At 58.2% G+C, this 22,517-nt stretch carries 24 protein-coding genes; 4 read left to right on the top strand and 20 right to left on the bottom strand.

What is annotated here, in order from left to right; all coding sequences use genetic code 11:
- Positions 1–38: 38 nt before the first annotated feature.
- The 16 genes from Q7U49_RS06525 to phnF all read right to left on the bottom strand — a co-directional run bounded on the left by Q7U49_RS06525 (position 39) and on the right by phnF (position 14,374).
- Complete coding sequence (locus Q7U49_RS06525) at positions 39–1,415, bottom strand: LPD7 domain-containing protein (RefSeq protein ID WP_304763298.1); 1,377 nt, start codon at positions 1,413–1,415, stop codon at positions 39–41.
- A 22-nt stretch (positions 1,416–1,437) separates the two neighbouring features.
- Positions 1,438–2,055 (bottom strand): hypothetical protein, encoded by a 618-nt coding sequence (locus Q7U49_RS06530; protein ID WP_304763300.1) that lies wholly within the window; start codon positions 2,053–2,055, stop codon positions 1,438–1,440.
- A 513-nt stretch (positions 2,056–2,568) separates the two neighbouring features.
- Positions 2,569–3,429 (bottom strand): EamA family transporter, encoded by an 861-nt coding sequence (locus Q7U49_RS06535; RefSeq protein WP_304763301.1) that lies wholly within the window; start codon positions 3,427–3,429, stop codon positions 2,569–2,571.
- Positions 3,426–4,202, bottom strand: a complete 777-nt coding sequence (gene phnP, locus Q7U49_RS06540) for a phosphonate metabolism protein PhnP (protein ID WP_304763303.1) — start codon at positions 4,200–4,202, stop codon at positions 3,426–3,428. The genes Q7U49_RS06535 and phnP overlap by 4 nt, the downstream gene beginning before the upstream one ends.
- Positions 4,184–4,807: a phosphonate metabolism protein/1,5-bisphosphokinase (PRPP-forming) PhnN gene (phnN, locus tag Q7U49_RS06545; RefSeq protein ID WP_304763305.1), complete on the bottom strand. Its 624-nt coding sequence runs from the start codon at positions 4,805–4,807 to the stop codon at positions 4,184–4,186. The genes phnP and phnN overlap by 19 nt, the downstream gene beginning before the upstream one ends.
- A 10-nt stretch (positions 4,808–4,817) precedes the next feature.
- Positions 4,818–5,972, bottom strand: coding sequence for an alpha-D-ribose 1-methylphosphonate 5-triphosphate diphosphatase (locus Q7U49_RS06550; RefSeq protein ID WP_304763307.1), 1,155 nt, complete (start codon positions 5,970–5,972; stop codon positions 4,818–4,820).
- A complete protein-coding gene (phnL, locus tag Q7U49_RS06555; RefSeq protein ID WP_304763308.1) occupies positions 5,969–6,694 on the bottom strand; it encodes a phosphonate C-P lyase system protein PhnL in 726 nt (241 codons plus the stop codon). The genes Q7U49_RS06550 and phnL overlap by 4 nt, the downstream gene beginning before the upstream one ends.
- Before the next feature lie 8 nt (positions 6,695–6,702).
- Positions 6,703–7,542, bottom strand: coding sequence for an ATP-binding cassette domain-containing protein (locus Q7U49_RS06560; protein ID WP_304763310.1), 840 nt, complete (start codon positions 7,540–7,542; stop codon positions 6,703–6,705).
- The gene (locus Q7U49_RS06565) at positions 7,539–8,453 is read right to left on the bottom strand and encodes an alpha-D-ribose 1-methylphosphonate 5-phosphate C-P-lyase PhnJ (protein ID WP_304763312.1); all 915 of its coding nucleotides are present in this window, start codon (positions 8,451–8,453) and stop codon (positions 7,539–7,541) included. Before Q7U49_RS06565 ends, Q7U49_RS06560 begins: the two co-directional genes overlap by 4 nt.
- Positions 8,450–9,577: a carbon-phosphorus lyase complex subunit PhnI gene (locus Q7U49_RS06570; protein WP_304763313.1), complete on the bottom strand. Its 1,128-nt coding sequence runs from the start codon at positions 9,575–9,577 to the stop codon at positions 8,450–8,452. Before Q7U49_RS06570 ends, Q7U49_RS06565 begins: the two co-directional genes overlap by 4 nt.
- Positions 9,565–10,155: a phosphonate C-P lyase system protein PhnH gene (gene phnH / locus Q7U49_RS06575; protein ID WP_304763314.1), complete on the bottom strand. Its 591-nt coding sequence runs from the start codon at positions 10,153–10,155 to the stop codon at positions 9,565–9,567. The genes Q7U49_RS06570 and phnH overlap by 13 nt, the downstream gene beginning before the upstream one ends.
- Positions 10,148–10,642, bottom strand: coding sequence for a phosphonate C-P lyase system protein PhnG (gene phnG / locus Q7U49_RS06580; protein ID WP_304763315.1), 495 nt, complete (start codon positions 10,640–10,642; stop codon positions 10,148–10,150). Before phnG ends, phnH begins: the two co-directional genes overlap by 8 nt.
- An 86-nt stretch (positions 10,643–10,728) precedes the next feature.
- Positions 10,729–11,760 carry a phosphonate ABC transporter, permease protein PhnE gene (phnE, locus tag Q7U49_RS06585; protein WP_304763316.1) on the bottom strand — a complete coding sequence of 344 codons (1,032 nt, stop codon included), beginning with the start codon at positions 11,758–11,760 and terminating at the stop codon, positions 10,729–10,731.
- 9 nt (positions 11,761–11,769) lie between these two features.
- Positions 11,770–12,582, bottom strand: a complete 813-nt coding sequence (gene phnC / locus Q7U49_RS06590) for a phosphonate ABC transporter ATP-binding protein (RefSeq protein WP_304763317.1) — start codon at positions 12,580–12,582, stop codon at positions 11,770–11,772.
- Between the two features lie 67 nt (positions 12,583–12,649).
- The gene (locus Q7U49_RS06595; protein ID WP_304763319.1) at positions 12,650–13,597 is read right to left on the bottom strand and encodes a phosphate/phosphite/phosphonate ABC transporter substrate-binding protein; all 948 of its coding nucleotides are present in this window, start codon (positions 13,595–13,597) and stop codon (positions 12,650–12,652) included.
- A 48-nt stretch (positions 13,598–13,645) separates the two neighbouring features.
- The gene (phnF, locus tag Q7U49_RS06600) at positions 13,646–14,374 is read right to left on the bottom strand and encodes a phosphonate metabolism transcriptional regulator PhnF (protein ID WP_304763321.1); all 729 of its coding nucleotides are present in this window, start codon (positions 14,372–14,374) and stop codon (positions 13,646–13,648) included.
- 453 nt (positions 14,375–14,827) lie between these two features.
- On the opposite strand from phnF, the gene Q7U49_RS06605 reads away from it, so the two are divergent.
- From Q7U49_RS06605 to Q7U49_RS06620, 4 genes are all read left to right on the top strand, one after another.
- Entirely contained in the window at positions 14,828–15,889 is a 1,062-nt protein-coding gene (locus tag Q7U49_RS06605) for a phosphotransferase (RefSeq protein WP_304763322.1), read from the top strand.
- 79 nt (positions 15,890–15,968) lie between these two features.
- Positions 15,969–17,144, top strand: a complete 1,176-nt coding sequence (locus Q7U49_RS06610) for an ABC transporter substrate-binding protein (RefSeq protein ID WP_304763323.1) — start codon at positions 15,969–15,971, stop codon at positions 17,142–17,144.
- 125 nt (positions 17,145–17,269) lie between these two features.
- On the top strand, positions 17,270–18,778 hold the full coding sequence (locus tag Q7U49_RS06615) for an ABC transporter permease (RefSeq protein ID WP_304763325.1): 1,509 nt from the start codon (positions 17,270–17,272) through the stop codon (positions 18,776–18,778).
- Between the two features lies 1 nt (position 18,779).
- The gene (locus tag Q7U49_RS06620) at positions 18,780–19,427 is read left to right on the top strand and encodes an ATP-binding cassette domain-containing protein (RefSeq protein ID WP_304763327.1); all 648 of its coding nucleotides are present in this window, start codon (positions 18,780–18,782) and stop codon (positions 19,425–19,427) included.
- 103 nt (positions 19,428–19,530) lie between these two features.
- Here the strand turns inward: Q7U49_RS06620 and Q7U49_RS06625 are convergent, their stop codons facing one another.
- The 4 genes from Q7U49_RS06625 to Q7U49_RS06640 are packed head-to-tail and all read right to left on the bottom strand — an operon-like array spanning position 19,531 to position 22,515.
- Complete coding sequence (locus tag Q7U49_RS06625; RefSeq protein ID WP_304763329.1) at positions 19,531–20,400, bottom strand: DMT family transporter; 870 nt, start codon at positions 20,398–20,400, stop codon at positions 19,531–19,533.
- Complete coding sequence (locus Q7U49_RS06630; RefSeq protein WP_304763330.1) at positions 20,397–21,023, bottom strand: TIGR04282 family arsenosugar biosynthesis glycosyltransferase; 627 nt, start codon at positions 21,021–21,023, stop codon at positions 20,397–20,399. The genes Q7U49_RS06625 and Q7U49_RS06630 overlap by 4 nt, the downstream gene beginning before the upstream one ends.
- The gene (locus tag Q7U49_RS06635; protein WP_304763332.1) at positions 21,020–21,691 is read right to left on the bottom strand and encodes a TIGR04283 family arsenosugar biosynthesis glycosyltransferase; all 672 of its coding nucleotides are present in this window, start codon (positions 21,689–21,691) and stop codon (positions 21,020–21,022) included. Before Q7U49_RS06635 ends, Q7U49_RS06630 begins: the two co-directional genes overlap by 4 nt.
- Positions 21,691–22,515 (bottom strand): DUF547 domain-containing protein, encoded by an 825-nt coding sequence (locus tag Q7U49_RS06640; RefSeq protein ID WP_304763333.1) that lies wholly within the window; start codon positions 22,513–22,515, stop codon positions 21,691–21,693. The genes Q7U49_RS06635 and Q7U49_RS06640 overlap by 1 nt, the downstream gene beginning before the upstream one ends.
- Between the last annotated feature and the right edge of the window lie 2 nt (positions 22,516–22,517).

A 22,517-nucleotide genomic window follows, 5' to 3' on the forward strand; every position in this document is an offset into this window, starting at 1 on the left:
TTCCTATAAAAATGCCCGATATGGTCGGGCGGTGTCGATCAACGTTCAATATATTCCTCCAAGTCAAGTTGAGGCGACACTGGCATTTTTTTCCACATCTGAGAGGCTTTTTTATTTTCGAGCGCTTGTTCTCTTCTCTCTTCGGCCACTTCAGGTGCGGCCTTTTCCCGCTCCGCCAAAAAAGCCTCCCGCACGTAGTCGCCAGACGTTTTGAAATACTGTGCAATGTTCGCCTTCTGCGATGGCTCCAGCGCTTCGCGTTCCCTGATGACGCGGTCATCGCGCACCATGACCACATCCGTTCCAAGCTGCGTGAGCTTGCCGTCCGTGTCCAAAATGCCTTTCTCGCGTAGCAGATCGACAGACCCGGGGTCAACGCCACCGTTTTGCTGTTCAAGGTCAACCTTGGCTATTTGGTGAATTGCCTGATAGCCCAAATCTTTGATACTGGCGTTGGCCGCAAGCATGCGTTCATCGGGCATGGAAATCTTGCCGTCACCCAGCAGGTCAATATCTGCCACGGGGCTTTTTGTGAGGATGTCAATCGTTCTTTGATCGGCGCGAAGAACGGACTTGCCCACAGGCGCAATCTTCAGGTTCTTGACCGGATCACCCGTGATGCCCGCTTCAACACTTGGGATATTTGCGCGTTCAATGCCTTGGGCGACCTGTTTACCTCTCATCCAGGCCCTTAACACCTCAGGCTCTGTGTTTTGCAATGGATAGCCCAATTTGCCAGAGATCTCCGCTGCACGGACCTTGAAGGCCGTGTCACCGGTCAACAGCAGGCCTTTGTCGATGTCAAACTTTTTGGCGGCGATCTTGAGTGCCGCTTCGACATCGCGATCATCGGTTTTGCGCACATCCAGGCGGTCACCGACATCACGCACGGCCACCGTCAAGCCGCGCGTGTATTCCATGACGCCGTCCTTACCTTCACGCGCCTGCAAATCGGCCAGCACAATGTTGGGTGCTGTTTGTTGGGTGAAGCCTTCCAGGCCGGAATCCGGCGTCTTTTCTGCTTCTTCAATCAGACTGTCAAAAATGGGGTCATCGGGCTGTTCAAGTTTTGACTCTTTCAGGAAATCAAGCCAGCTTTGCGGCTTGACCAGCGTGCCATCGAGTTCGCGAGCGGCCCTGTCTTTTTCAGCGTAATAGCCTTCAGTGAGTTTGGCCAGCTCCATGGCCACCGACGCGGAGATCGATTGATCAGACGCACCCAGCCCCTTCAGTCTGGTTTGCAGATCGCCACGGGTTGCTTCAATACTGGACTGCAATTGCAGCCATTTTTCGCGGTATTTCTGTTCGTGCTGATCAATCCCGCCATTGCGAATTTCTCGCGCAGGGGCAGTTTTGGCCTCAAAGGCATCCAGCAGGGCAATTCGCTTTTGTTGTTCACCAGTCAAAGTTTCCATAGGTGGCCTTTCAGGTACAAACTCATTGACCACCGGAATCAGGCGGGGTGCAGTCGATCAGTGGGATGGTGAGTGCTGGTCCCCAGCGGCCCTCATTGGCTGACTTTTGAATCAGCGCATTGCGAAAGGCCATGTCATCTTCATAGGCAGCACGCCACTTGCCCTTTTGTTGCAGCCAGGGCTTGGCCAGGTCGAGCGATACACGCCGTTTTCCAATCAAGGTTTGATGCTCAGGCGTCAAGACGCCATAGCCCGCATAGACTTTCCAACCAACAAAATCGGTGCTGGTTGAGGCACAGCCACCCCCGGCAGGTGAAGTGGGCATGCACGCGGAGTACGCAAAAGTTGACCCCAGTGCCGGTGTTTCAACGTAAGTGGGGAAGCCGCCGGTCGTCCAGGCCACCCAGCCACTGGGTGTCAAAAATGCAGCGGGGTAACCGGGCACCCCTGGGTCTTCAATACCCACCCAAATGGCACCGGGCAGGCCCACATCGGATGCGGCAACGGTGCCACTGATTGACACTGAAGCGGGTGATGGGTCATACGCCGTGCCAGCGCAAAAGACGTTGCCGCCGACGGTTTGCGCCATTGCGGCGACACCGTGGGCTAGCAGCAAAATGAAAGCGGAATTTTTTTGCATGGGACGGCATTCCTTTCAGGAAGGCCAGTTCAGCATCAAAACTTTGGGGGAAAGGTGGCAAACCCCCGCTGGACTGGCTTTACCCATACCGCGAAGGCGCAAATGCAATGCCTGGACGACTTTCCGCTTCCATGGGAAACGTCCCACAATTCGAAGACTTTCGGTACCCGGTTAACCAAGTCGCTTATGACTGCCAAGACCTGCTGTGCCGTCCGAAAGATATCGAACTGCCGGTCCAAGACGAGAGCGAGATGCTGTTACATAACTTATTGGTCGGGTTGCTCCAACGCAGTCAATCGGGCGTGCGCCGAAAAGTTGGCAATGTGCCGACGATTTCAGTGCCCGGACTCGACCATTTACGGGAATTCACCGGTAACTGCTTTGGCAGTGTCAAGACTTTTGGGTAAACAAGTTCAAGAGTGACCAACGATCAAATTTTGCTCAAAACAATTGGTCTCAAATTAGACTGAGCCACTACATGCGGCATTGGACCGCCTCAACACGTAACCTGCATCAGTTTCTGAATGAAAGCATCAGCAAACCTGCGCAAATGATGAAGGCGGCGGATGCCCTTGCTTTCCAAGCCGCCCTTTCCTTGAAAACAAAGATGGAGGCACCGCTCGCTAGAACAATCCCGGCGTTTGTAAACGCGACAACGATGGCGGCAGGCATCGAACGCATGGCGTGAATAACCAGCGCATAGGCTAAGCCAACGCACAGTCCACCGACGACGGCTACGGGCAGGCCAATCCGGGCTTTGGGTCGCCATGACCCTGTGGTGCGACGAAGATCGATCGTCAGCGCCAGCCACGATGCAAAGTAGCCGATCGTGATGAATCCGACCAGCCCGCCAAAGCCCGGGATGTGGGCGGTGGCCGCCCTATCCGTCAGAGAGTAAATGCTGGTTGCGAACATCGCCAGCAAGGCCCATGGCAGGGCCCTGATGTCGTGTGCATTGCCACCGACGCGCGCCAGCACGACCAGTCCAAGGACGCTCACGAGGAGTCCTGTCCAGGCAAAAACGCCTAACGTTTCGCCCAGGAACAGCGTGCTCCACAACGCAATAAGGATCGGGGAGCTGCGCACAAGTGGGTAAACGAAGGCCACGGGCGCATGCTCGTAGGCGCGACGCAAACCCACGAAATACACCACATTGGCAGTCGCAGAAATCAGTACCCATTTGCCCAGAGTGGGCGTCCACTGCACTTCGGTGAAAAGTGAATAAGCACCCCACGGCCCCAACAACACCAGATGGGCCAGCAGAACCCACCACAGCGGATAGGCATCCCGCGCCTGGTGCCGGGCAATCAAATTCCAGGCGACATGCATGACGACTGATGCTGCCACGGCAAGCGCAGCGCCGCTGATCATCATGGTTGCGGGCTATTGGAACTTGCCTGAAAGTCAATCCGATCACCATCCATTGCGATGGCAGCGCGAGAGGATGACTCGCCTGTGCCAAGTAGCCAGGCATCCAGCGTATGGCTGATGTGCGTGAGCCAGGCGCGCTCGGGATTGACTTTGTCGATCACCGCCAACGCAGTGGTCCAGTCGTTGTGATTTTTTGCTTCACTCTGCGGCGGAAAGCTGCAGTCGAGTGCCAAGCCGTGTGGATGCCAGTCGGTCAAAAACGTTTCGGTGCGGGGCGGCAAGCCCAGCGTGTCAGTCAGGTAGGCAAAGCGGATGCCGCTTGAAGATTCGATGGCGTAACCAAACGTCACTTTGGAGTGAATCAGGGGCACGGGTGTTAGTGTCAAAGCCCCAATGCTGACCGGCTCGAACTTGGTTAGGGCATGAAACTCCAGCACGCCTGGGTGTTTGTACAAGTCGGCGCAGCCCTCCGAGTCGGGTGGCCCATAGACAGGAATACGCGTACCCACACCCCAGCGCAGGTGAAACAGACCCTGCACATGATCGGGATGAAAGTGCGTCAACACAATCGCATCGAGCTCACCGGGTTTGAATCGCTCATGCAGGTCAGTCAGACCTGCATCGAGCAAGATACGTGTGTTGCCTGATTCAATCAGCGCCGAGCATGGACGGCGTACAAACACCGGATCCAAGCGCGCACGCTCACAGGCGACGCAGGTGCACCCAAACAACGGCACGCCGCCCGCAGCGCCCGTGCCTAAAAAGTTAATGCGCATGGAACAGCCCCGTTGCCACCCATTTTTTGACGATCGCTTTGCAACACAGGGGGCACGCTGTCGCAGCGGCGAATCAAGTCCACCAACGTGTCACCGGCCACTCGCAGTTCACCATCGTTGCGGATAAGCTCGCCACGGCGACCCAAAGATGGCCCTTTAGGCGAGCGTGCCAGGCGCTTCTCGATCTCTTCTGCAGATTCACGACCCCGTGTGAGCAACCGAGTCCGCAGCACCTCTTGCGACACCTCAACCCACACCGGCATCAACTCGGGATAGCGCTGCGCTGCCGTAGTCAGATATTCCCGCGACCCATTCACCACCACCGTGATGCCCTTGGCCAGCCATTGGTTGACTTCAATCCCAAGGCCATAGGCGTGACCGTGGCTCTCCCAATGCATGGCCATCAACCCCGCTCGCAGGCGCGAATCGAATTCAACTTGCGTCAACGCCACGTGGTTTTCACCACCCGCATCAGCAGCCCGGGTGATGTAGCGATGGGCAAACACCACCTGGCTCTCGTTGGCCAGGCAGTTCCTCGCATAGCTCATCAGGCTGTCCTTGCCACTGCCCGATGCACCCACCACATAGATCAGACGTGCATTCATGGCTGCTCCTTTACGCATGGTCAAAGTGCGCCGACAGCGCGGCCACACCGGCCACCCAGACCCGGTCAGCCTGGGGCAGGCCACCCAGATGCTTGACCGCCACCAGATCGGCCCGTTTGCCAACGGCGATCTCACCCCTGTCAGTGAGCCCGGCCGCACGTGCCGGGTTGCAGGTGACCAGGCGAACGGCATCTGCCAGGCCAATGCCACCCAGTTCGGGCAACTTCAGCACCGACGGCAGCAGCGCCGCAGCGGAGTAGTCGCCGCACAGGCAATCGACCACGCCTTCATGCACCGCGTCCAGCGCGCGCATATTGCCAGACTGTGACTTGCCGCGCAGGATATTGGGCGCACCAAAGAGGGTGGCCATCCCACGGGCTCGCGCTGCCTGGGCAGCCGCCAGATTGGTTGGAAACTCCGAGATCACTGCGCCCAGACTGGCCAGTGCATCGACCTTCTCAACACTGTCGTCATCGTGGCTGGCAATGGACACGTCCCGCTCACGCGCGACTGCTGCAAGAGCGGACATACGCGCCATGGCACCCACGGCCGCAGCTTGTTTACCCGCTAGCAAGACGTCGAACTCGGCATCAGACGTTTTGTAAGTGCGGGCCAGGTAAGCGCGGTAAGCAGCCACATCCTGAAACTGGCCTTGCCCCGGGCTGTGGTCCATGAAAGACAGCAAGTGCGCATGGCCGTGCTGCAGCAGCTCTGACAACACCGCAGGCGCGGTTTCATCCGTGACCTCGTAGCGCACATGAACCCGGTTGTCCACCAGTGCGTGCGCCTGCCAAGCGTGAACTGCACGCGCAATTTCGGCGGCAAAACCGTTGTTGCGCACACCCAGCTCATGATTCGCAAACGACAAGGCGTGAAACACCGTGGTGATGCCCGCCATGGCGTTGCGCTTGTCGGCTTGGGCGCAGGCAAAGTCCAAAGGAAAGTGAACGCCTGGGCGGGGTTCAACTTCCTTTTCAAGGGCATCACAGTGCAGGTCAATCATGCCAGGGATCAATAGGTGTCCGCAGAGGTCAAGGGTGCGGGTGTTGCCTACCGCCTCAGGATCAATCGCCGTAATAACTCCGTTGTCGATCAGAATGGCCACGTCGTCACGCACCTCTTGGGCGAACACAACGCGGGCGTGGGTCAAAAGTAAACGGCTCATGATGCACAGGTCTCCAGAATGTCAGATACAGCCACCGGCGGTGTGAGTTCCACCACGCGGTCTGCCAGCCGCTGTACCAGTTCGGGGTGGTGAAAAATGGCCAACATGGCCACGCCTTCGGCCTTGATGCTGTTAATCAGTTCGATGACGCGCTCGGTCGTCGTCGGATCGAGGCTGGCTGTGGGTTCGTCCAGCAGCAGCAAACGCGGGCGCGCAATCAGACCCCGCGCCAAGTTGACGCGTTGCTTTTCGCCGCCCGAAAAGGTGGCAGGTGGCACCCCCCACAGGCGCTCGGGCACATTGAGCAGGCCAAGCAGTTCACTGGCGCGCGCGCGGGCCACTTCCCGCTCTACACCTTGCGCCACCAGCGGCTCACACACCACGTCCAGCGCGCTGCGCCGTGGCAGGCAGTGCAAGAACTGGGTGACAAAGCCGATGTCGCGCTGGCGCAGCTCCAGCATGCGGTGCTCCGAGGCCTGGGCCAGATCCGTGCTGTGGCCTTCGCCGTCACGGTAAACCATGCGCCCGCTTGAGGGCAGGTAGGTGCGGTAGACGCACTTCAGCACCGACGACTTGCCCGCGCCGGTGGGGCCAATCAGCGCGGTCAGCTGCCCGGTGTGAACTTGCAGGTGTACGTTGGCGCAAGAGGGAATCAGCTTGTTTTGCTCATGCAACTGAAAGTGTTTACTCAGGCCGTCGATTTCAAGAATAGGTTGCGTCATAAAGTTCCTTACAAGGCTGAGGCGACCAGCCGCTGGGTGTAGGCATGCTGCGGGTCTTCCAGAATCTGATCCGTCAGGCCAGACTCGATCACGCGCCCGTATTTCATGACCAAGGTGCGCCCCGCCAGCAGCCGGATCACGCCCAGGTCATGGGTGACGACGATCATGGCGGTGCGCAGTTCCTGCTGAATTTCCAGAATCAAGTCCAGGATGCGAGCCTGCACCGACAAGTCCAGCCCGGTGGTGACTTCGTCAAGGTACAACAGGGGTGGCCGTGTCGCCAGGGCCTTGGCAATTTGCACGCGCTGCTGCATGCCACCCGAGAATTTCTTGGGCGACTCGTCCATGCGGTCAATCAGCACCTCGGTGCGCGCCAGCAACTGGCGCGCCCGCTCGCGGATGTCGCCGTAGTGGCTGATGTCACTCATGAGCAGCCGCTCAGCGATGTTGCCGCCTGCCGAGACGTTGAAGTTCAGCCCCAGGTGCGGGTTTTGGTACACCATGCCAAAGCGGTGATTGCGCAGCCAGCGCTGGCGGGCAGCGTTGAGTGCGAACATGTCCCACTGCTGCGCGCCTTGCGCATTGTCGAAAAAGATGGCTTCGCCTGCTGTGGGCGCTTCGTCAAAAAACAGGTTTTTGACCACCGTGGACTTGCCACTGCCCGACTCGCCCATGATGCCGAGAATCTCACCTTCGTGCAGGTCCAGGCTCACGTTATGCGCTGCCACCACCGAGCCGCAGTGGGGACAGATATTGGTGTCAGCCTCGGGGCCGGTAGAGTCAAAACATTGCGGGCAACCCCGGCCATAGATTTTTGACAGGCCACGGACTTCAAGAATTTTTTTCATGCGTTTTCCCCCGGCAGCAGCTTGTGCTGGGCCAACTGCTGGTTGCAGTAGTCAGAATCCGAGCACTGCCAGAATTTTTGCGCGCCGTCTTGACCATCGGCTGGAATGATTTCGTCCAGGAAAGAATCCACCGCACCACAGCGCATACAGGTGTGGCGCTGACCCTGCGCGTTGGTGAAGTCTTCGGTGCGAAACGGCACATCGTCAAAAACCAAGGGTTCGGCGCGGGTGTATGGCGGTACGGCGTAGATTTTCTTTTCACGCCCGGCCCCCAGCAGCACCAGCGCCTTGGACTGATGCAATTGCGGCACGTCGTAGCGCGGGATCGGGCTGGGGTCGATCACATAGTGGCCGTTGATGCGTGTGGGGTAACGGTGCGAGATGGTGATCTCATCGAAATACACAAGGTCTTCGTACAGCTTGGTCAACAGGCGCGAGTAATCACCCTCGCCATGCATCACCTTGCGCCGCGCCTCCGAGGGCTCGACCAAGACCAATGGGTCCGGGTACGGCACTTGCAGCACCAGCACCTGATCTTCAGTCAACGCTATCTCCGGAATGCGGTGGCGCGACTGAATCAGCGTGGCTTCCACCGTGGACTCGGTGGTGTCAATGCCGGGGCAGGTGAGCTCCACAAACTGGCGCAGGCTAACGGCGTTGACCGAGTCGTCGGAGCCCTGGTCAATCACTTTCAAAACATCGTTTTGACCAATCAGGGACAAGGTCACCTGCAGGCCACCAGTGCCAAAGCCGCGCCCCATCGGCATCTCGCGCGAGGCGTAAGGGGTTTGGTAACCGGGGATGCTGATGGCCTTGAGAATGCAGCGGCGCACCTCGCGCTTGGCGTATTCATCGAGAAAACCAAAGCTGTAGGCCGCTTCGTCAAGCGGGAGTTCGTAACCGGGGTTCATGCCTTGACTCCTTGTTTGGAAGCAGTTGCGGTTTGGCTCGCCTTGCTTTGTGTGGTGCGCAGGCGGTCCATGTCGGACTGGAAGGTCACGTAGTGCGGCATCTTGTAGTGGCTGGCAAAACCCATCGAATCGACACCATCCACGTGCAGCAGCACAAACTCCGGGTCTTCTGACGGGTTGGAGGGGCCATCGCGCATGCCTTTTTGCAGCGCGCGGTCGAGAATGGCCATGGCGATGGCCTTGACTTCGTTCTGGCCAAAGCAGGCCCCGTAGCCCAGCGTGAAGACCGGTGGCCCGTCGTTGTCGCCCCCTTCGTACATGGCGACCACTTCGCACTCGGTCATCAAGACCTCGCCCGCCTCAATCAATTCACCTGTTACCGGGTGTGGCAGCAGCACCGGCAGGTAGCCCACGCGCAATTCGGCAATGGTGGGATGCACATCGCCATAGCCGCGCATATTGGAGTAGGCAATAGCCAGCAGCGAGCCAGTTTCAGCCCGCGCCATCGTGGCGAGTGCGGCTGAGCGCGGCACCGGGAACACCAGCGGCTCCCTCGTGATGTCAAAGGCATCCGCAGAGCGTGTTGCGAGTGGTGGCAACAATCCATCGGCGCGCAGGGCATCGAGCACTTTGGGGAAGGTATCGGGCAGGTCTGTCTCGGGCTGCGCTTGTCTGAAGCGCCTGGCCACGTCACGAAACGTCTGCGGCGACTCATCGGCCAGGTCCATGCGCATCAGGCGCAGGGCGTAGTCGTAAGTGGCTCCCAGCATCTGGCCGCCAGGAATGTCCTTGAAGGCCGACGAGATGCGCCGGATCAGACGCATGTTGGAGGTGTCTTGCACCGGCATCTCCAGCAGTCGCGGCTTGGTCGATCGGTAGGCCCGCAAGGCAAAGGCCGCTTCCAGTGTGTCGCCTTGCATTTGTTTAATGGCCAGTGCTGCCAGGCGTGGGTGGTAAAGCCCGCCTTCGGACACCACACGCGAGGTCAACAGGCGCAACTGGTGCTCAATGGTCGATAAAGTTAAAGGCGTTCCTGTATCCCCCTCTGCGGTGCGCAGGGCTTCTGCGGCGGCGTGCGAGCCTTCGATGGCCCGCCCACCCCCCTTGATGGCTACATAGCCCATGGTGTTTCTCCTTGTTTGGTCATCGGTGTGGCATGGGTGGCCACTGTGGTTCTGGGCAGGGCGACGACATGGTTGGCATCGATCAGGATCAGGTCCACACCCAACGGAAAACCTTCGTTCCAGACTTGCCGGTGTTCCAGCCAGGCCGGATCAAGGCCAGTGATGGCAAGCGCTTGTGTGGTGGCAATGCCTGGGCCAGTGAGCTGCCATGGCGCACCTTCGCCCAAAGCAGTGACCCACAGCAAAATCGTTGCGCCACCCTCTGGAGACTCCAGCGTCCCCAGGCAGGGTTCAAAGCGTGGTGGCACGCTACCGTCGGCCACAATGAATTGCGCAAGCTCGGGTGCCGTCATGCGGGCTTGAAGGCGTTTGAGCGTCAAAGTGTCGAGCAGGTTTTGCGGGTCGGCCAGCGTGGCCTCGCGGTCTACCAGTGTGGCCAGCGTTTGCGTCAAGGCTTCACCATCAGACAGGGTTTCAAGACGACCGGGAAAGCTGAAGGCGCGCATTAACTGGCGAAACACGGTTTGCTGGTGGGGGGCGCCCCAGGCCTTCAGGTCCTGGTTTTGAACTTCACTCATCTTCGGTCTCCTCTTCGGATGTGCCCAGCAGCGAAAAATCGACCCGCGTGCTGGCCAGCAGGGCGCGGCGCTGTGCGGTTTGTTCGGCCAGGCGGATTTGTCCGGTTGCGATCAAGGCTTGGGCTTCTTCATGGCCGGGCAACTGGGCTGCCAGCACCGCATCCATCACGGCAATGGCGCGTGCCAGACTGGCGCGGTCATCCAGTAATTGCGCCGCGCCTTCGCAAGACTTGCCCTCTGACGTGGTAACGCGCACGTGGGCTATCGCCAGCGGCACTTCACCGGGGTAATAAGCATCGCCCTGGGCGCTGTCACGCAGCTTGAGCAGTGCCAGGCCCGATTGGGGCAGCTGGATGTCTTGCACCGCGTGCTGTTCGCACAGCTTGCGTGCCAGACTGCGAACCGAGTCGGCCGGGCAGGCCAACAGCAGACGCGGCCATTGGGCGCGCCCATGCACCACACCCGTTGGGGATATAGAAGGCATCATGTGCGGAATCCTTGCTTCAATAGATTGATACAGATATCTAGATAAGATAATTTCGAAAATCGAGTTGACATCGTTCTGCGACTCCGTCAGATCAGCTTGGCACGCAGCCGGGCCGAAAACTGGTCCAGCAAGAACACCGCAATGAAGATGGCCAGCAAAATGGTGGCGACATGCCCGTACTGGAACATGTCGAAACGGCCTTTGAGTTCCTGTCCGATCCCGCCGGCACCCACGAGACCAATCACAGTAGCCATGCGCAGGTTGCGGTCCAGGATGTACATGGAGTACGCAATGTATTGCGGCATGACCTGGGGGATCACGCCGTACCACAGCGTCTTTAGCTTGCCCGCGCCAATGGCTTCCAGCGCCTCTTGCGGTTTCTTGTCGGCGTTTTCAATGTCCTCGGCGTAAAACTTGCCCAGAAAACCTGCAGCATGCAGGCCCAGGGCCAACACCCCGGCGATTGGGCCAAAGCCGTAGGCCAACACCAGAAACAGCGCCACGATCAGCTCGGGGGCCGAACGCAACAGGCTAATGGTGCCGCGTGCCAGGGTGTATGTGGTGCCGTTAGGGCTGTAGTTGCGCGCCGCATAGTAGGCCAGCGGGGCTGACACAACGATTGACAGCAAGGTGCCCCAGATGGCAATCTCAAAAGTTTCGATCATCTTGATGAACACCGTCCACAGGTAGCCGACGGGCTGGACGAGGTACTCAAGCCGTTCGGTCTCTTTTTCCATTTGCAGCGTTTGCGGGTTCAGCCGCTGCTCGGTGCGCTCTTGCACCTCAATGTAGGAAAACCAGGGCAAATTATTTTTGTCCAGATTGGGCAGGCGGGCAATCTCTTCTTTTTCACCCATGACCGGTGGCCACATGGATTGACCCACGCGAGACAGGCCACGCACCACTTGGGAGTCATCCACCACGCCCACCAGATTGCCCACAGCCTGGGCGCTCATGACCGCCATCTTGTCCATTTCGGTGCGGTGGCCGGTGAAAAGAATGACAGCCAAAAGAGTCAGGGTGATCAGCACGTGGCGCGCGGTGTAGGGTGCGTCCAGTTGCCAATGCAAGGCGGTGCCCGCCGCGGGCACGGGTATCGGTTTTATGTTGATGTTCATGCGGTATTCCTAGGCCAGCGCTGGCTCCATGGCAGGGTGCGTGTGCAAGGTGTCGGCAATTTCGGTAACTTGCGCTGGCTTGTCCTCCCATTGCGCACCGTGGTAGAGGGCGCGCACGCGCTCGTCGGTAAATTCGGCCGGCGTACCGTCAAACACCACCTGACCATCGCGCATGCCAACGATACGGTCGCCAAACTCGCGCGCCAGGTCAATCTGGTGCAGGCTGCACAGCACGGTTGTGCCGCGCTCACGGGCCGCATCGCGAACCAAGGTCAGGATATCGCGAGAAATTTTCGGGTCAAGACTGGCCACGGGTTCATCCGCCAGTACCACTTCGGGGTCGAGCATGAAAGCGCGCGCAATGCCCACACGCTGTTGTTGGCCGCCCGACAAGTCACCCGCCCGGCGTTGCAGATGCGCAGGGGACAGGCCCACGCCCTGCAGCAATTGGCAGGCTTTGGCCCGATGCTCTGTGCGAAACCAGCCCAGCAGGGCGCGCGCAGTGGAGACCACCGGCAACAGACCCGCCAGCACATTGCCGGCCACGCTCATGCGATTGGTCAAATTGAAGTGCTGGTGAATCATGGCCACGCGCTGGCGCAAAGCCCGCTCGCTGCTTGTGGTCAGTTGCACGCCGTCGATGCTGACACTGCCCTGGGTTGGCTTCATCAGGCCGTTGACGGCACGCAAAAGTGTAGATTTACCGGCACCCGAAGGTCCAAGAATGACGCAAAACTGACCGCGCGGGATCTCCAGCGAGACATTGGACACCGCCTGCGTACCATCCGGCCAGACTTTGGAAAGCGAGTTGAAGCGGATCATGACCGTTCCTCCTTTTAAGTGGTGTGCGAGGCACCTGCCCCGCACACTCAAGTTGTGAAAACCGGGATTAACGTGCGCTGGCTTTTTTCATGATGTCGGTCTTGACCTGGTCGGTCACCAGGTCGAACATCTTGCCTGCATTGGCCATGTCAGCTTCACTGACTTTGGCTGTGTAGCCGTCAACCTTGCCGCCACCGTAGCCACGAATCTGGTCTTTGGTGATGCCAGGCAATTTGTCCACGTTGTTAAAGGCGTCGCGCAGCTTGGCCTTGATGGCATCAGACACTTTGGGGTGAACGGCAATCGGCGGATAGGGAATAGGCGCACTCTTGACCACGACTTTGACCTTGCTTGGGTCAATGGCCTTGGCGTTGACGGCTTTCTCAAACGAGTCAAACGAAGCACCGCCCGCATCCACCAGACCCTCAGCCAAAGCCTTGAGCACGTTGGCATGGCTACCGGCCATGTTGACGCTGCCCGCATCGCGTGCCGGGCTGACACCAGCTGCCAACATCATGGCCACCGGCACATTGAAGCTGGAGGTGGAATTGACATCACCCAGTGCAATTTTCTTGCCTTTCAGGTCGTTGATGCTGTTGATACCGGCATCGTTGCGGGCGAAGATGCCCGAGTAATACACCGACTCGCCATGGCGCACAGCCAGCGCCAGCAATTCGGCGCAACCGCGACCCTTGGCCTGCAAGTAACTGGCAGGGCCGAACCACGCAATGTCAGCCGCGCCGCTGCACATGGCTTCAACCACGGTGGCATAGCTTTGGCCGACTTTGATGTCAAACACCAGACCGGTGGACTTGCCAATGGCCGAGAAAATCGGCTCAAAATCTTTTTTGGTTCCATCTTCGGTGCCGCCATCAGCGGGCACCAGCACAACGCGCAGTGGCTTAACAGCACTACCGTCGTGTTGGGATTGTGCATTCACACTAAGCGATGCAAACGTGACGGCGCTCAGACTAAGTGCCAAAAGGGCGCGACGGGCAAATTGTTTCGGGTACATTTAAAAGGCTCCTGTAGGGTAGAAAAACGGGGTTGTCAGACGGCTAGGTCAAGGGTTAATTCGCAGTTGGATCCGGTCTGCGCGAAACCGGGTAATGGCGTATTCGATTGGGGTTCCATCCCGCTCGTCTACATTCACACTCTTTACGCGCAGCACCGGTCGGTTCTGCGGCATGCCCAGCAACTTCGCGTCATCTCCCTGCGGGAGCACTGCGGTCACCAGGCTTTCGGTTCGTTTTATCTTGCAGCCATAGTTGGCCGCCAGGAATTGGTGCAGTGACTCACCGCTGTAGCGCGTATCCAGATCGGGAAATCGGTCAGCGGGGATGAAATGGGAAATCACACACAGTTGCCGATCAGACGCGGTGCGAAGAGTTTCGATCCAGAACACCCGCTCACCTATGTTGAGCGCCAGGCGTTGTGCGACACGCTCGGTGGCTGCCAGTGTTTGCAGGCACAGAATGCGGTTTTCCGATTGCAACCCAAGGGCTGCAAGGTTTTCTGTGAAACGTGTGCCGGTGCCAATCTGGTAGTCGATCTGGCTGTCCAACACAAACACGCCACGTCCGTGGCGGCGCTCCAGCAGGCCAGCTTCGACCAATTCATCAATCGCGCGGCGCAGTGTGTGGCGATTGACGCCGAATCGCACCGCAAGCAAACCCTCTGCGGGCAGGCAATCTCCTGGGCCATAGGCAGTGGCGACTTCCTGTTCAAGTTGACGTGCAATCTGCACATAAAGCGATTCGCCGTTATCCCGGCTGACTGCGTAAAGACTCATGTGGTTATCTATACATGTTGATTTGCAGTGAGATTAACCAGCCTATGTGACATCTTCGTGACGTATAGCCACGCAGCTACCTGCCAGTTCCTGCGGTTTTCGTCTGAAAGATTTCGAACTGCCGATCCAAGACGAGAGCGAGGTTCAGTTATGAGACTTATCGGTCGGTTTGCTCCAATCCAGTCGGTCCGGCGTACACCGAAAAGTCGGCAATGTGGCGTTGATTTCGCCAACTGGAGTACCCGGACTCGACCAAAGGAGTCTGTTGTCAGTGTCGGGTTAGGGGCATCGAATTTCGCAAACTTCAAGCTGGGTGTAAGACTTCTCGTTTAATAAACGACTATGTAACATTGCCGCGAACGCAGGTGATTCCATCGTGGCACCGATGCCCCCTAGAAAGGTTTCTCAATGGATGAATTTCTCCATCATGATTAAATCCTTCAGCAGAATCTCATGCTGATTGCACAGGTGTTCTCAAATCTACGACTTCATCTTGGGTGTACGCTTCAATGTGATTTTGATCTTCGCCAATTGGCTGACAAGGGTCTGGCGCATTGGCATGTTCGACTGGAGGGCACAGGGTTGCTGGCAAGAATCCCGAAACAAAGCCAAATGGGGCTGGGTTCACTGGACAATCTGGCTTATGAAGCAGCTTGTTTTCAGCGCGCAGCGGCCTGTGGTCATGTGCCAAGACTCGACCGTGTCATTCCGCCATCAGACGATTTGCCTTGGGGTGCGCTGCTGGTTGAGGAAATCACCGGGTCGCCCGCAATCGGCCCGGACCATGTGGCAACCATCATGCAGGCCTTGGCATCGATTCATGTCTTGCCGGTACCGACAGCCAGGGAACGCGCACCTCTTCTGAGCGAAAGCGATCCGCTTGACGGCATGTTGAGACTGGTACTTGCACAGTCCGTTTACCTTGATCATCCCTTGATTTCTGAATCTTCGCGCCGTACGATCACCAAGCGACTGAACGATTTAACTGTCACAGCTCCTCAAATTTGCGATGGCCTAGCGCCTCGACTCATCACTTTTGATGCTCATCCTGGCAACTTCCTCATCACTCCGACTGGCAAGGCGGTGCTGGTCGACTTGGAGAAGCTGCGCTACAGCTACCCACCGCTTGACTTGGCGCACGCGACGCTTTACACGTCGACCACCTGGGATGTCGATGCATCGTTCTCGCTTTCCATGGCACAAGTAGCGCGCGCTTATGAAGTTTGGATGTCTGCAGCGGGGGGCATCGCCGAGCCTTACCTTGCTGCGTTAGTCCCCTTGCGAGAATTGATGTGGCTCTGGTCAGTCACCTGGTGCGCAAAATGGCTGACCGAGTCTGTGAAACCGAAACACGCAAGCGGCGCGGGTGGCGAAGATTGGTCACAGGCGAATAGCGACGCCTTATTGATTCAGCATGTTCGCGCGCGTGTGGATGACTATCTGAGTATTTCCACCGTCAATCAAGTACTGTCCGAGTTCAGCGAGTTGGATCGTTTGTTTGCCCATTCAAGCTGATACGAAAACCGAAGGTGTAAGGTTTTGACGGTTTGCTGCGACTAAACAGCAAAATCAACCTCGAATGGAGTTTTCCTGCATGAAGCTTTCAACTCTCGCTGCCATAGCACTCACCCTGGGCGTATCCAGCTGGGCCAACGCCGACTGGTCGCAGATTCAAACCGAGGCCAAAGGTCAGACGGTGTATTTCAATGCATGGGGTGGCAGCGAAGCAACCAACGCCTACATTGCCTGGGCTGCCAAAGAGGCCAAGACTCGTTATGGCATCGACGTGCGGCACGTCAAGATCACCGACACCGTTGAGGTAGTGAAACGGGTGCAGACTGAGATGTCGGCCGGGCGCACCAGCGACGGCTCCATCGACTTAATGTGGGTCAATGGCGAAAACTTCCGTAACCTTAAAAACGGCGGTTTGCTGTTCGGCCCCTGGGCGCAAAGCTTGCCCAACTGGGGTCTGGTGGATTTGAACAAACCCGTGCGCACGGACTTCTCGGTCCCCACCGAGGGTTATGAGTCGCCCTGGGGCACAGCACAACTCACCTTTATTTCGGACAGCGCCAAAACACCCGCACCGCCACGTTCTGCCGCCGATTTGCTGACCTTTGCCAAGGCCAATTCGGGTCGTGTCAGTTATCCCAAACCGCCTGACTTTCATGGGACGACCTTCGTTAAACAGATGCTGCTGGAGTTGACACCTAACAAAGCGGTATTGCAGCAGCCCGTTACTCCAGCAGCGTTTGCCACCGCAACGCAGCCGCTGTGGGCCTATCTGGACCAGTTACACCCCAGCCTTTGGCGCAACGGCAAGACTTTTCCAGCCAGCGCCGCCGAGATGCACCGCATGCTGGGCGATGGTGAGCTCAAAATGTCGATCACTTTCAACCCCAACGAAGCGGCCAACCTGATTGCCAGCAAACAACTTCCCACCAGCGCCTATAGTTTTGGATTCACGGGCGGCACCATCGGCAACGTTCATTTTGTCGCCATACCCGTCAATGCGCGCGCCAAGGCAGGGGCCCAGGTATTTGCCAACTTCCTGCTCTCTGCCGAGGCACAGACCCGCAAGGCAGACATCACCGTGTGGGGCGATGGCACGGTGCTGGACATCAGCAAACTGCCGACCGCTTCACAAGCCCTGATTCGCAAAACAGTACCAGGTGCATTGTCCGAGACTGTGCCAACCTTGCCTGAACCGCACGCCAGTTGGGTGGAAGCCTTGGAGGCCGAGTGGCTCAAGCGTTACGGCTCGCGATAGAGCAAACTCTGCCACTGGTCCCCCAAAACCGCCCTGGGCTGCCCAGGCAATGGCTGGCTGCTTTGCCGGTCTTGCTAATCTTTGGACCTTTGCTGCCGGGACTTTATTGGGCATTAAGTCCGGCTTTGGATGCTACGGTTTGGCAGGCCCTGTGGCTAGATGCCCAGTGGCCGCAGGCCCTGAGATCAACCCTGATCTCCAGTGTGCTGGGCACGTTGCTGGCCTGCGGCGTGGCAGCCTTGCTGGCCACGCTGCACTACCCCGGTCGGTTGTGGGGGGCCCTGCAGCGACGCTTGCCGTTGCTGTTGTCGGTGCCACACGCTGCATTTGCCGTCGGCTTGTTTTTTTTAATAGCGCCCTCCGGTTGGCTGGCAAGGGCCATCGCCCATTTTTCTCAATGGAGCAGCCCGCCGGAATGGGTCACGGTTCAAGACCCCTATGGCCTGAGTCTGGCACTGGCACTGGCGATCAAAGAGAGCTGGTTTTTGCTGTGGGTGCTCGCAGCAGTGCTGGGTGAGCAGGTCGTCTCGCGTCAGATGGTGATGGCGCGCTCGTTAGGTTACAGCCGCACGCAATCCTGGCGGCTAATTCTGTGGCCGCAGTTGTTGCCGCGCTTGATGTGGCCGGTGATGGCGGTGTTTGCTTACGGTCTGTCGGTGGTGGACATGGCCATCATTCTGGGGCCAGGCACGCCGCCAACTTTGGCCGTTTTGATCTGGCGCTGGCTGACCGACACTGACCCCGCGTTGCAGGCACGCGGCAGCGCGGCCTCCATGATTCTTCTGATCGTGCTGCTTACTTGCGTTTTAGCTGCGCGCGGTCTTTTGTGGCTAATGAAACGGCATCAGCCTTATCCGGCTGGGCAGCGCAAGCCAACCGCAAGTCGGCGTTGGCTCAAGCTGCACACGCCTCTTTTTCTCGTCGGTTATGCGGTGGTGGCCGTGTTGCTGCTTTGGTCGGTGGCGCAGGAATGGTTTTTTCCGGCGCTGCTGCCCGATGCCCTTTCACTTGAGAGTTGGCATCAGGCAGACTGGGCACCGTTTTGGACGACTTTGTGGTTGGCCATAGCAGCGAGTTTGCTGTGTTTGCCCGCGGTGCTGGTTTGGCTGGAGTGGGGGCCCAAGCGGCTGAACGCGTTGCTGTACCTGCCACTGATCGTGCCCGCCTTGCCATTGGTAGCCGGGCAATATGCCACTTTGCTGCATCTGCACCTGGACGGTACTGCTGTCGCTTTGGTTTGGAGCCACCTGCTGTGGGTGTTGCCCTACATGGTGCTCACACTCATCGGGCCGTATCGGGCGTTTGATCTCCGTCTGATGACCAGTGCCCGGGCTCTGGGCTACTCACCGTGGCGTGCTTGCCTGCACGTGAAGTGGCCGATACTGCTGCGCCCCATTCTGGCAACTCTGGCCGTCGGGTTTGCGGTGAGCGTGGCCCAATACCTGCCGACTTTGTTTGCTGGCGGTGGCCGCTTCGTCACCGTCACTACCGAAGCGGTGGCACTGAGTGCGGGCGGCAACCGGCGCGTGCTGGCGGTGCAGGCACTGCTGCAAATCGCTTTGCCCATAGCTGCCTTCGGGCTGGCTGCGTTCGCTGCCTATTGGCTTGGGCGACATCGAAAAGGATTGCGTTGACATGCTGAACATCAAAAACCTGACGATCTCACACGCAGAGAAGTCTCTTTTTTCGGCCCTATCACTGGTAGTCGACCAAGGGGAGGTTGTGACCCTCACCGGGGTGTCCGGCTCTGGCAAATCGACGCTCTTGAACTGGATGATTGGTGATCTGGATCCCAATTTTTCTGCCGTCGGTGAGTTATGGCTGAACAATGTGCGCTGCGACACCTTGCCCATCGAGGCGCGCCACATCGGTCTTTTATTTCAGGATGATTTGCTGTTTCCTCACCTGAGTGTGGGGCAAAACCTGGCTTTTGCACTGCCGGCCACGATCAGGGATACCAAGGTACGCCGCCAGCGCGTGGAGCAAACGCTGTCAAACATTTGTCTGGTTGGTTTTCATGACCGAGACCCGGCCACGCTTTCCGGTGGTCAGCGGGCGCGGGTCAGCTTGATGCGCACGCTGCTGGCAGAACCTTTGGCGCTGTTGTTGGACGAGCCGTTTTCCAAGTTGGACGCCGTGTTGCGCACCCAGTTTCGCGCCTTTGTGTTCGAGCAAATTGAACGTCAAGACATTCCCACATTACTGGTCACCCATGACCCGGCCGATGTGCCGCAAGGGGGTCGGGTGATCGAAATCAGTGATTGGCAGCACAACCATGTTTGATCGGGCGACGCACATCGTGCCGCGGCGCCTGCCACACGCGGATGGCCACTGGCAGCCAGTTGTTCAGGCCATTTTCATTGAAACGTGGTTCGCCTACCCAAAACTAAACCGGGGTGCGTTTGCCGTAAACCACCAAGGCAATACCGCCCAGTACCGCCGTTGACGTCAGCATCAGACCCAGGGTGATGGGTTCACCCACGAACAGAGCACCGGCCAGTGAAGCAAGTACCGGCACGCTCAGTTGAACCGCTGCCGCGCGCGTCCTCGTGAGTTTGGGCAACACGGCATACCAGATGGCGTAGCCCAGGCCCGAAGTAATCGCACCTGACAGCAGCGCATACAGCACGCCCCGGCCATCGAGGTCTTGGTGCGTCAGAAACAGGACACTCAACAGCAACGACATAGGTACTGCGCGCAAGAAGTTACCTGCCGTATCCCCAGTGGGGTCTGCCACACCGCGTCCGCGCAGCGAATACACACCCCAGGCAACGCCCGAAGTCAGCATGATCAACGCACTGGCCAGAGGTGGTGCATCCAGTCCGGGCGACAGGATGGCGACAACCCCAGCGAACGCCATGACCAGTCCTGCGGATTGTTGGGCATTAAGCCGTTCACCACGCCACAGTCCGGTCAAAATCATCGTGACCTGTACCGCACCAAACAGCAGCAAGGCACCTATACCGGTTGACATGTCTGCGTATGAAAACGACAAAGCACTGGCATAGACAAACAACACAGAAGCAGAAATCCAGTTGCCGCCCAATCCGGCAGGTCGTGCTGCCCCAGCCCGCCAAAATCGTTGCCGCCCAACTACCAATAATGCAAGCACCAATGCACCAGAGACTAATCGCACCGAGGTAAAACTGGCGGCATCAATGGATGTCTGGCGCAGCGCAAGTCGGCAAAACACCGAGTTACCAGCGAAACACAGCATCGTGATCAGGGTGAGTATGGTTAGGCGGATGGAAGTCATGCAGCGCGCAAGCTTAACGCCATGGGCTTGGGCAAGTATTTCAGGTCGGACGGCTCATCAATATCGTGGAGGGTTGGAAGCGTTTTCACACGCCAGCCGAGCCGATTCAATCGAGCCATTGTTTCAATCATCACGCTTTCAGTGCTCCAAGTGATTCCCGAAAAAACTGACGAATCAAAGCGTGTCAATCCCAGCAGCACATAGCCGCCGTCAAAGGCTGGAACCAAGGTGGCCTGCGCATGTTGCAGGGCGAGGGCGGCTCGTCGCAGCTGATCCGCATCGAGTTGCGGGCAGTCGGTACCGATCAGCAAGATAGATTCGCCCGCATCAATCACACGCTCTGTCGCGCGCGCCATGCGCGCGCCCAAATCACCTTCGCCCTGATCGGTCAAGCGCACAGCCTCGGGTAGGGGCATGGTCTGCCAGACGGGGTCGGAGGCTGATGGCGTGACACACAATTCCACTGGCCCTACCTGTGACTTCAAGGCTTCATCCAGGGTATGTTCAAGCAAACGCTGCGCCAGATCGGCTGCGCCTTGTTGCCCCAAGGCCGGAATCAGCCGGGTCTTGGCAAAACCAGCCAGCGGCGCTTTGACAAAGACAACAATGCGCACAGCTTTCATTTGTAGGCACCCGCTAATAGGCCAACCGGCACCCCACGCCAGTAGCCCCAGCGCAGACGCCACATCAGAAAAATCGTGCGCCAAACACCACGCGTTTCCCAGCGTCGCCCCGAGGTGGTCACGCAGCGACCTATACAAGCCGGGCGAGACAGACTGCGCAAGCGTTTGGAGAGTTCAATGTCTTCCATCAGGGGCTGGTCCGGGAAGCCGCCCAGGGCATCAAAAGCTGCACGAGTCACAAACATGGCCTGATCGCCGGTGGCAATGCCGCTCCAACGTGAGCGTAGATTCATCATGTGACCCACGATACGCAGCATCCAGTGACGGCCGGTGATGCAGACATCAAATCTGCCCCAACAGTGCAAGCCTCTGCTGAGCGCCTGATTGACACAGTCAACAGCACTGGATGGCAATTCGGTATCGGCATGGAGAAATAGCAAGGTCTGGCCGCTGGCGCACGCCGCACCGGCATTCATTTGCCTTGCACGCCCTGGCTGAGAATTCACGACCTTAAAGCCAGCACACTCGATCATCGCGACCGATTCGTCCGTACTGCCGCCATCGACAAACAGCACTTCACAACCATGGCGGCTCAAGGGCAGCAGCCGCTCCAACAACGCCGGAAGAACCAACGCTTCATTGAGCACTGGAATAATGATGGAAAGCATCACGGCTTGCCACCCCTGGTCGAGCTGGATATGACGTTCAGTCGCCAGTCATAGTCCAGAAACTCTATGCCAAGCTTGCCCGCTGACAGGTGGCTGGCCGAATCACTATTCAGCCCCAATGGTCCACCGTACAGCGCCAAAAACTGACCCAATGTATTGGCACCACGCCATGCTTTTTCAAAGTCTGGCCGGTACCATTTGAAAATGCTTGAAACCTTGAGCGTGTCGGACTCGACACGGTTGCGCGTTCGGTCAGATAAAAACATCTGGGTCGCATCCTCCAACTGGGCGTTCAAGCGCTCGGTCACATAGGCTTCAGCGCGCAGTGCCGGGCAACCAATGCTGGCACAGTTCACCGCAAAATGGATGCGCGGGTCGTTGTAGCGCCCCGAGCCGCGAATCAGGCCGTGTTCAATATCGTCCAACGACCGGGTTTCGCCCAACAAGGGGATGAACCGCTTTTTCCAGGGAGACTGGATGAACGAGCCCAGGTCTTTGATGGACTTGATGCCTGGGTAGCCGGTGAGCACCAGTTCTACCGTCCAGGCGTTGTAGGCGTTTATCAAAAACGCCAGTTGCGCGGGGTTGCTCCAGCGGTCAAACTCAGGCCGCGTAACTTTGGACGTGCTGTCCAGAAAGGATTGGAGTGAGGCGCGTTCAACCTTGAACCCGTCGTAATCCACCTCAGTGGCCTGCCCAGCACGCAGTATTTGCACGTGTTTTTTGAGCAGCGCGTCCCATGGGGCATTGTCGAACCCTTGTGCCTGTGCCAGCCCTGTCAAACCTGCAAGCAGGCACAGTGCAAGAAAAATCCTTCTAAGCATCT

It is taken from the genome of Rhodoferax sp. (assembly GCF_030653815.1).
In the GTDB taxonomy this organism is placed as follows: domain Bacteria; phylum Pseudomonadota; class Gammaproteobacteria; order Burkholderiales; family Burkholderiaceae_C; genus Rhodoferax.

Excerpts from the sequence above, each read along its gene's own strand:
- Q7U49_RS06605 (WP_304763322.1), top strand. The coding sequence starts at position 14,828 with ATGCTGATTGCACAGGTGTTCTCAAATCTACGACTTCATCTTGGGTGT.
- phnF (WP_304763321.1), bottom strand. The coding sequence starts at position 14,374 with ATGAGTCTTTACGCAGTCAGCCGGGATAACGGCGAATCGCTTTATGTG.
- Q7U49_RS06550 (WP_304763307.1), bottom strand. The coding sequence starts at position 5,972 with ATGAGCCGTTTACTTTTGACCCACGCCCGCGTTGTGTTCGCCCAAGAG.
- Q7U49_RS06610 (WP_304763323.1), top strand. The coding sequence starts at position 15,969 with ATGAAGCTTTCAACTCTCGCTGCCATAGCACTCACCCTGGGCGTATCC.
- Q7U49_RS06620 (WP_304763327.1), top strand. The coding sequence starts at position 18,780 with ATGCTGAACATCAAAAACCTGACGATCTCACACGCAGAGAAGTCTCTT.
- phnH (WP_304763314.1), bottom strand. The coding sequence starts at position 10,155 with ATGAGTGAAGTTCAAAACCAGGACCTGAAGGCCTGGGGCGCCCCCCAC.
- Q7U49_RS06525 (WP_304763298.1), bottom strand. The coding sequence starts at position 1,415 with ATGGAAACTTTGACTGGTGAACAACAAAAGCGAATTGCCCTGCTGGAT.
- Q7U49_RS06635 (WP_304763332.1), bottom strand. The coding sequence starts at position 21,691 with ATGCTTTCCATCATTATTCCAGTGCTCAATGAAGCGTTGGTTCTTCCG.
- phnE (WP_304763316.1), bottom strand. The coding sequence starts at position 11,760 with ATGAACATCAACATAAAACCGATACCCGTGCCCGCGGCGGGCACCGCC.
- phnP (WP_304763303.1), bottom strand. The coding sequence starts at position 4,202 with ATGCGCATTAACTTTTTAGGCACGGGCGCTGCGGGCGGCGTGCCGTTG.
- phnN (WP_304763305.1), bottom strand. The coding sequence starts at position 4,807 with ATGAATGCACGTCTGATCTATGTGGTGGGTGCATCGGGCAGTGGCAAG.
- Q7U49_RS06595 (WP_304763319.1), bottom strand. The coding sequence starts at position 13,597 with ATGTACCCGAAACAATTTGCCCGTCGCGCCCTTTTGGCACTTAGTCTG.
- Q7U49_RS06565 (WP_304763312.1), bottom strand. The coding sequence starts at position 8,453 with ATGAACCCCGGTTACGAACTCCCGCTTGACGAAGCGGCCTACAGCTTT.
- phnG (WP_304763315.1), bottom strand. The coding sequence starts at position 10,642 with ATGATGCCTTCTATATCCCCAACGGGTGTGGTGCATGGGCGCGCCCAA.
- Q7U49_RS06640 (WP_304763333.1), bottom strand. The coding sequence starts at position 22,515 with ATGCTTAGAAGGATTTTTCTTGCACTGTGCCTGCTTGCAGGTTTGACA.
- Q7U49_RS06535 (WP_304763301.1), bottom strand. The coding sequence starts at position 3,429 with ATGATGATCAGCGGCGCTGCGCTTGCCGTGGCAGCATCAGTCGTCATG.
- Q7U49_RS06625 (WP_304763329.1), bottom strand. The coding sequence starts at position 20,400 with ATGACTTCCATCCGCCTAACCATACTCACCCTGATCACGATGCTGTGT.
- phnC (WP_304763317.1), bottom strand. The coding sequence starts at position 12,582 with ATGATCCGCTTCAACTCGCTTTCCAAAGTCTGGCCGGATGGTACGCAG.
- Q7U49_RS06630 (WP_304763330.1), bottom strand. The coding sequence starts at position 21,023 with ATGAAAGCTGTGCGCATTGTTGTCTTTGTCAAAGCGCCGCTGGCTGGT.
- Q7U49_RS06530 (WP_304763300.1), bottom strand. The coding sequence starts at position 2,055 with ATGCAAAAAAATTCCGCTTTCATTTTGCTGCTAGCCCACGGTGTCGCC.
- Q7U49_RS06570 (WP_304763313.1), bottom strand. The coding sequence starts at position 9,577 with ATGGGCTATGTAGCCATCAAGGGGGGTGGGCGGGCCATCGAAGGCTCG.
- phnL (WP_304763308.1), bottom strand. The coding sequence starts at position 6,694 with ATGACGCAACCTATTCTTGAAATCGACGGCCTGAGTAAACACTTTCAG.
- Q7U49_RS06560 (WP_304763310.1), bottom strand. The coding sequence starts at position 7,542 with ATGAAAAAAATTCTTGAAGTCCGTGGCCTGTCAAAAATCTATGGCCGG.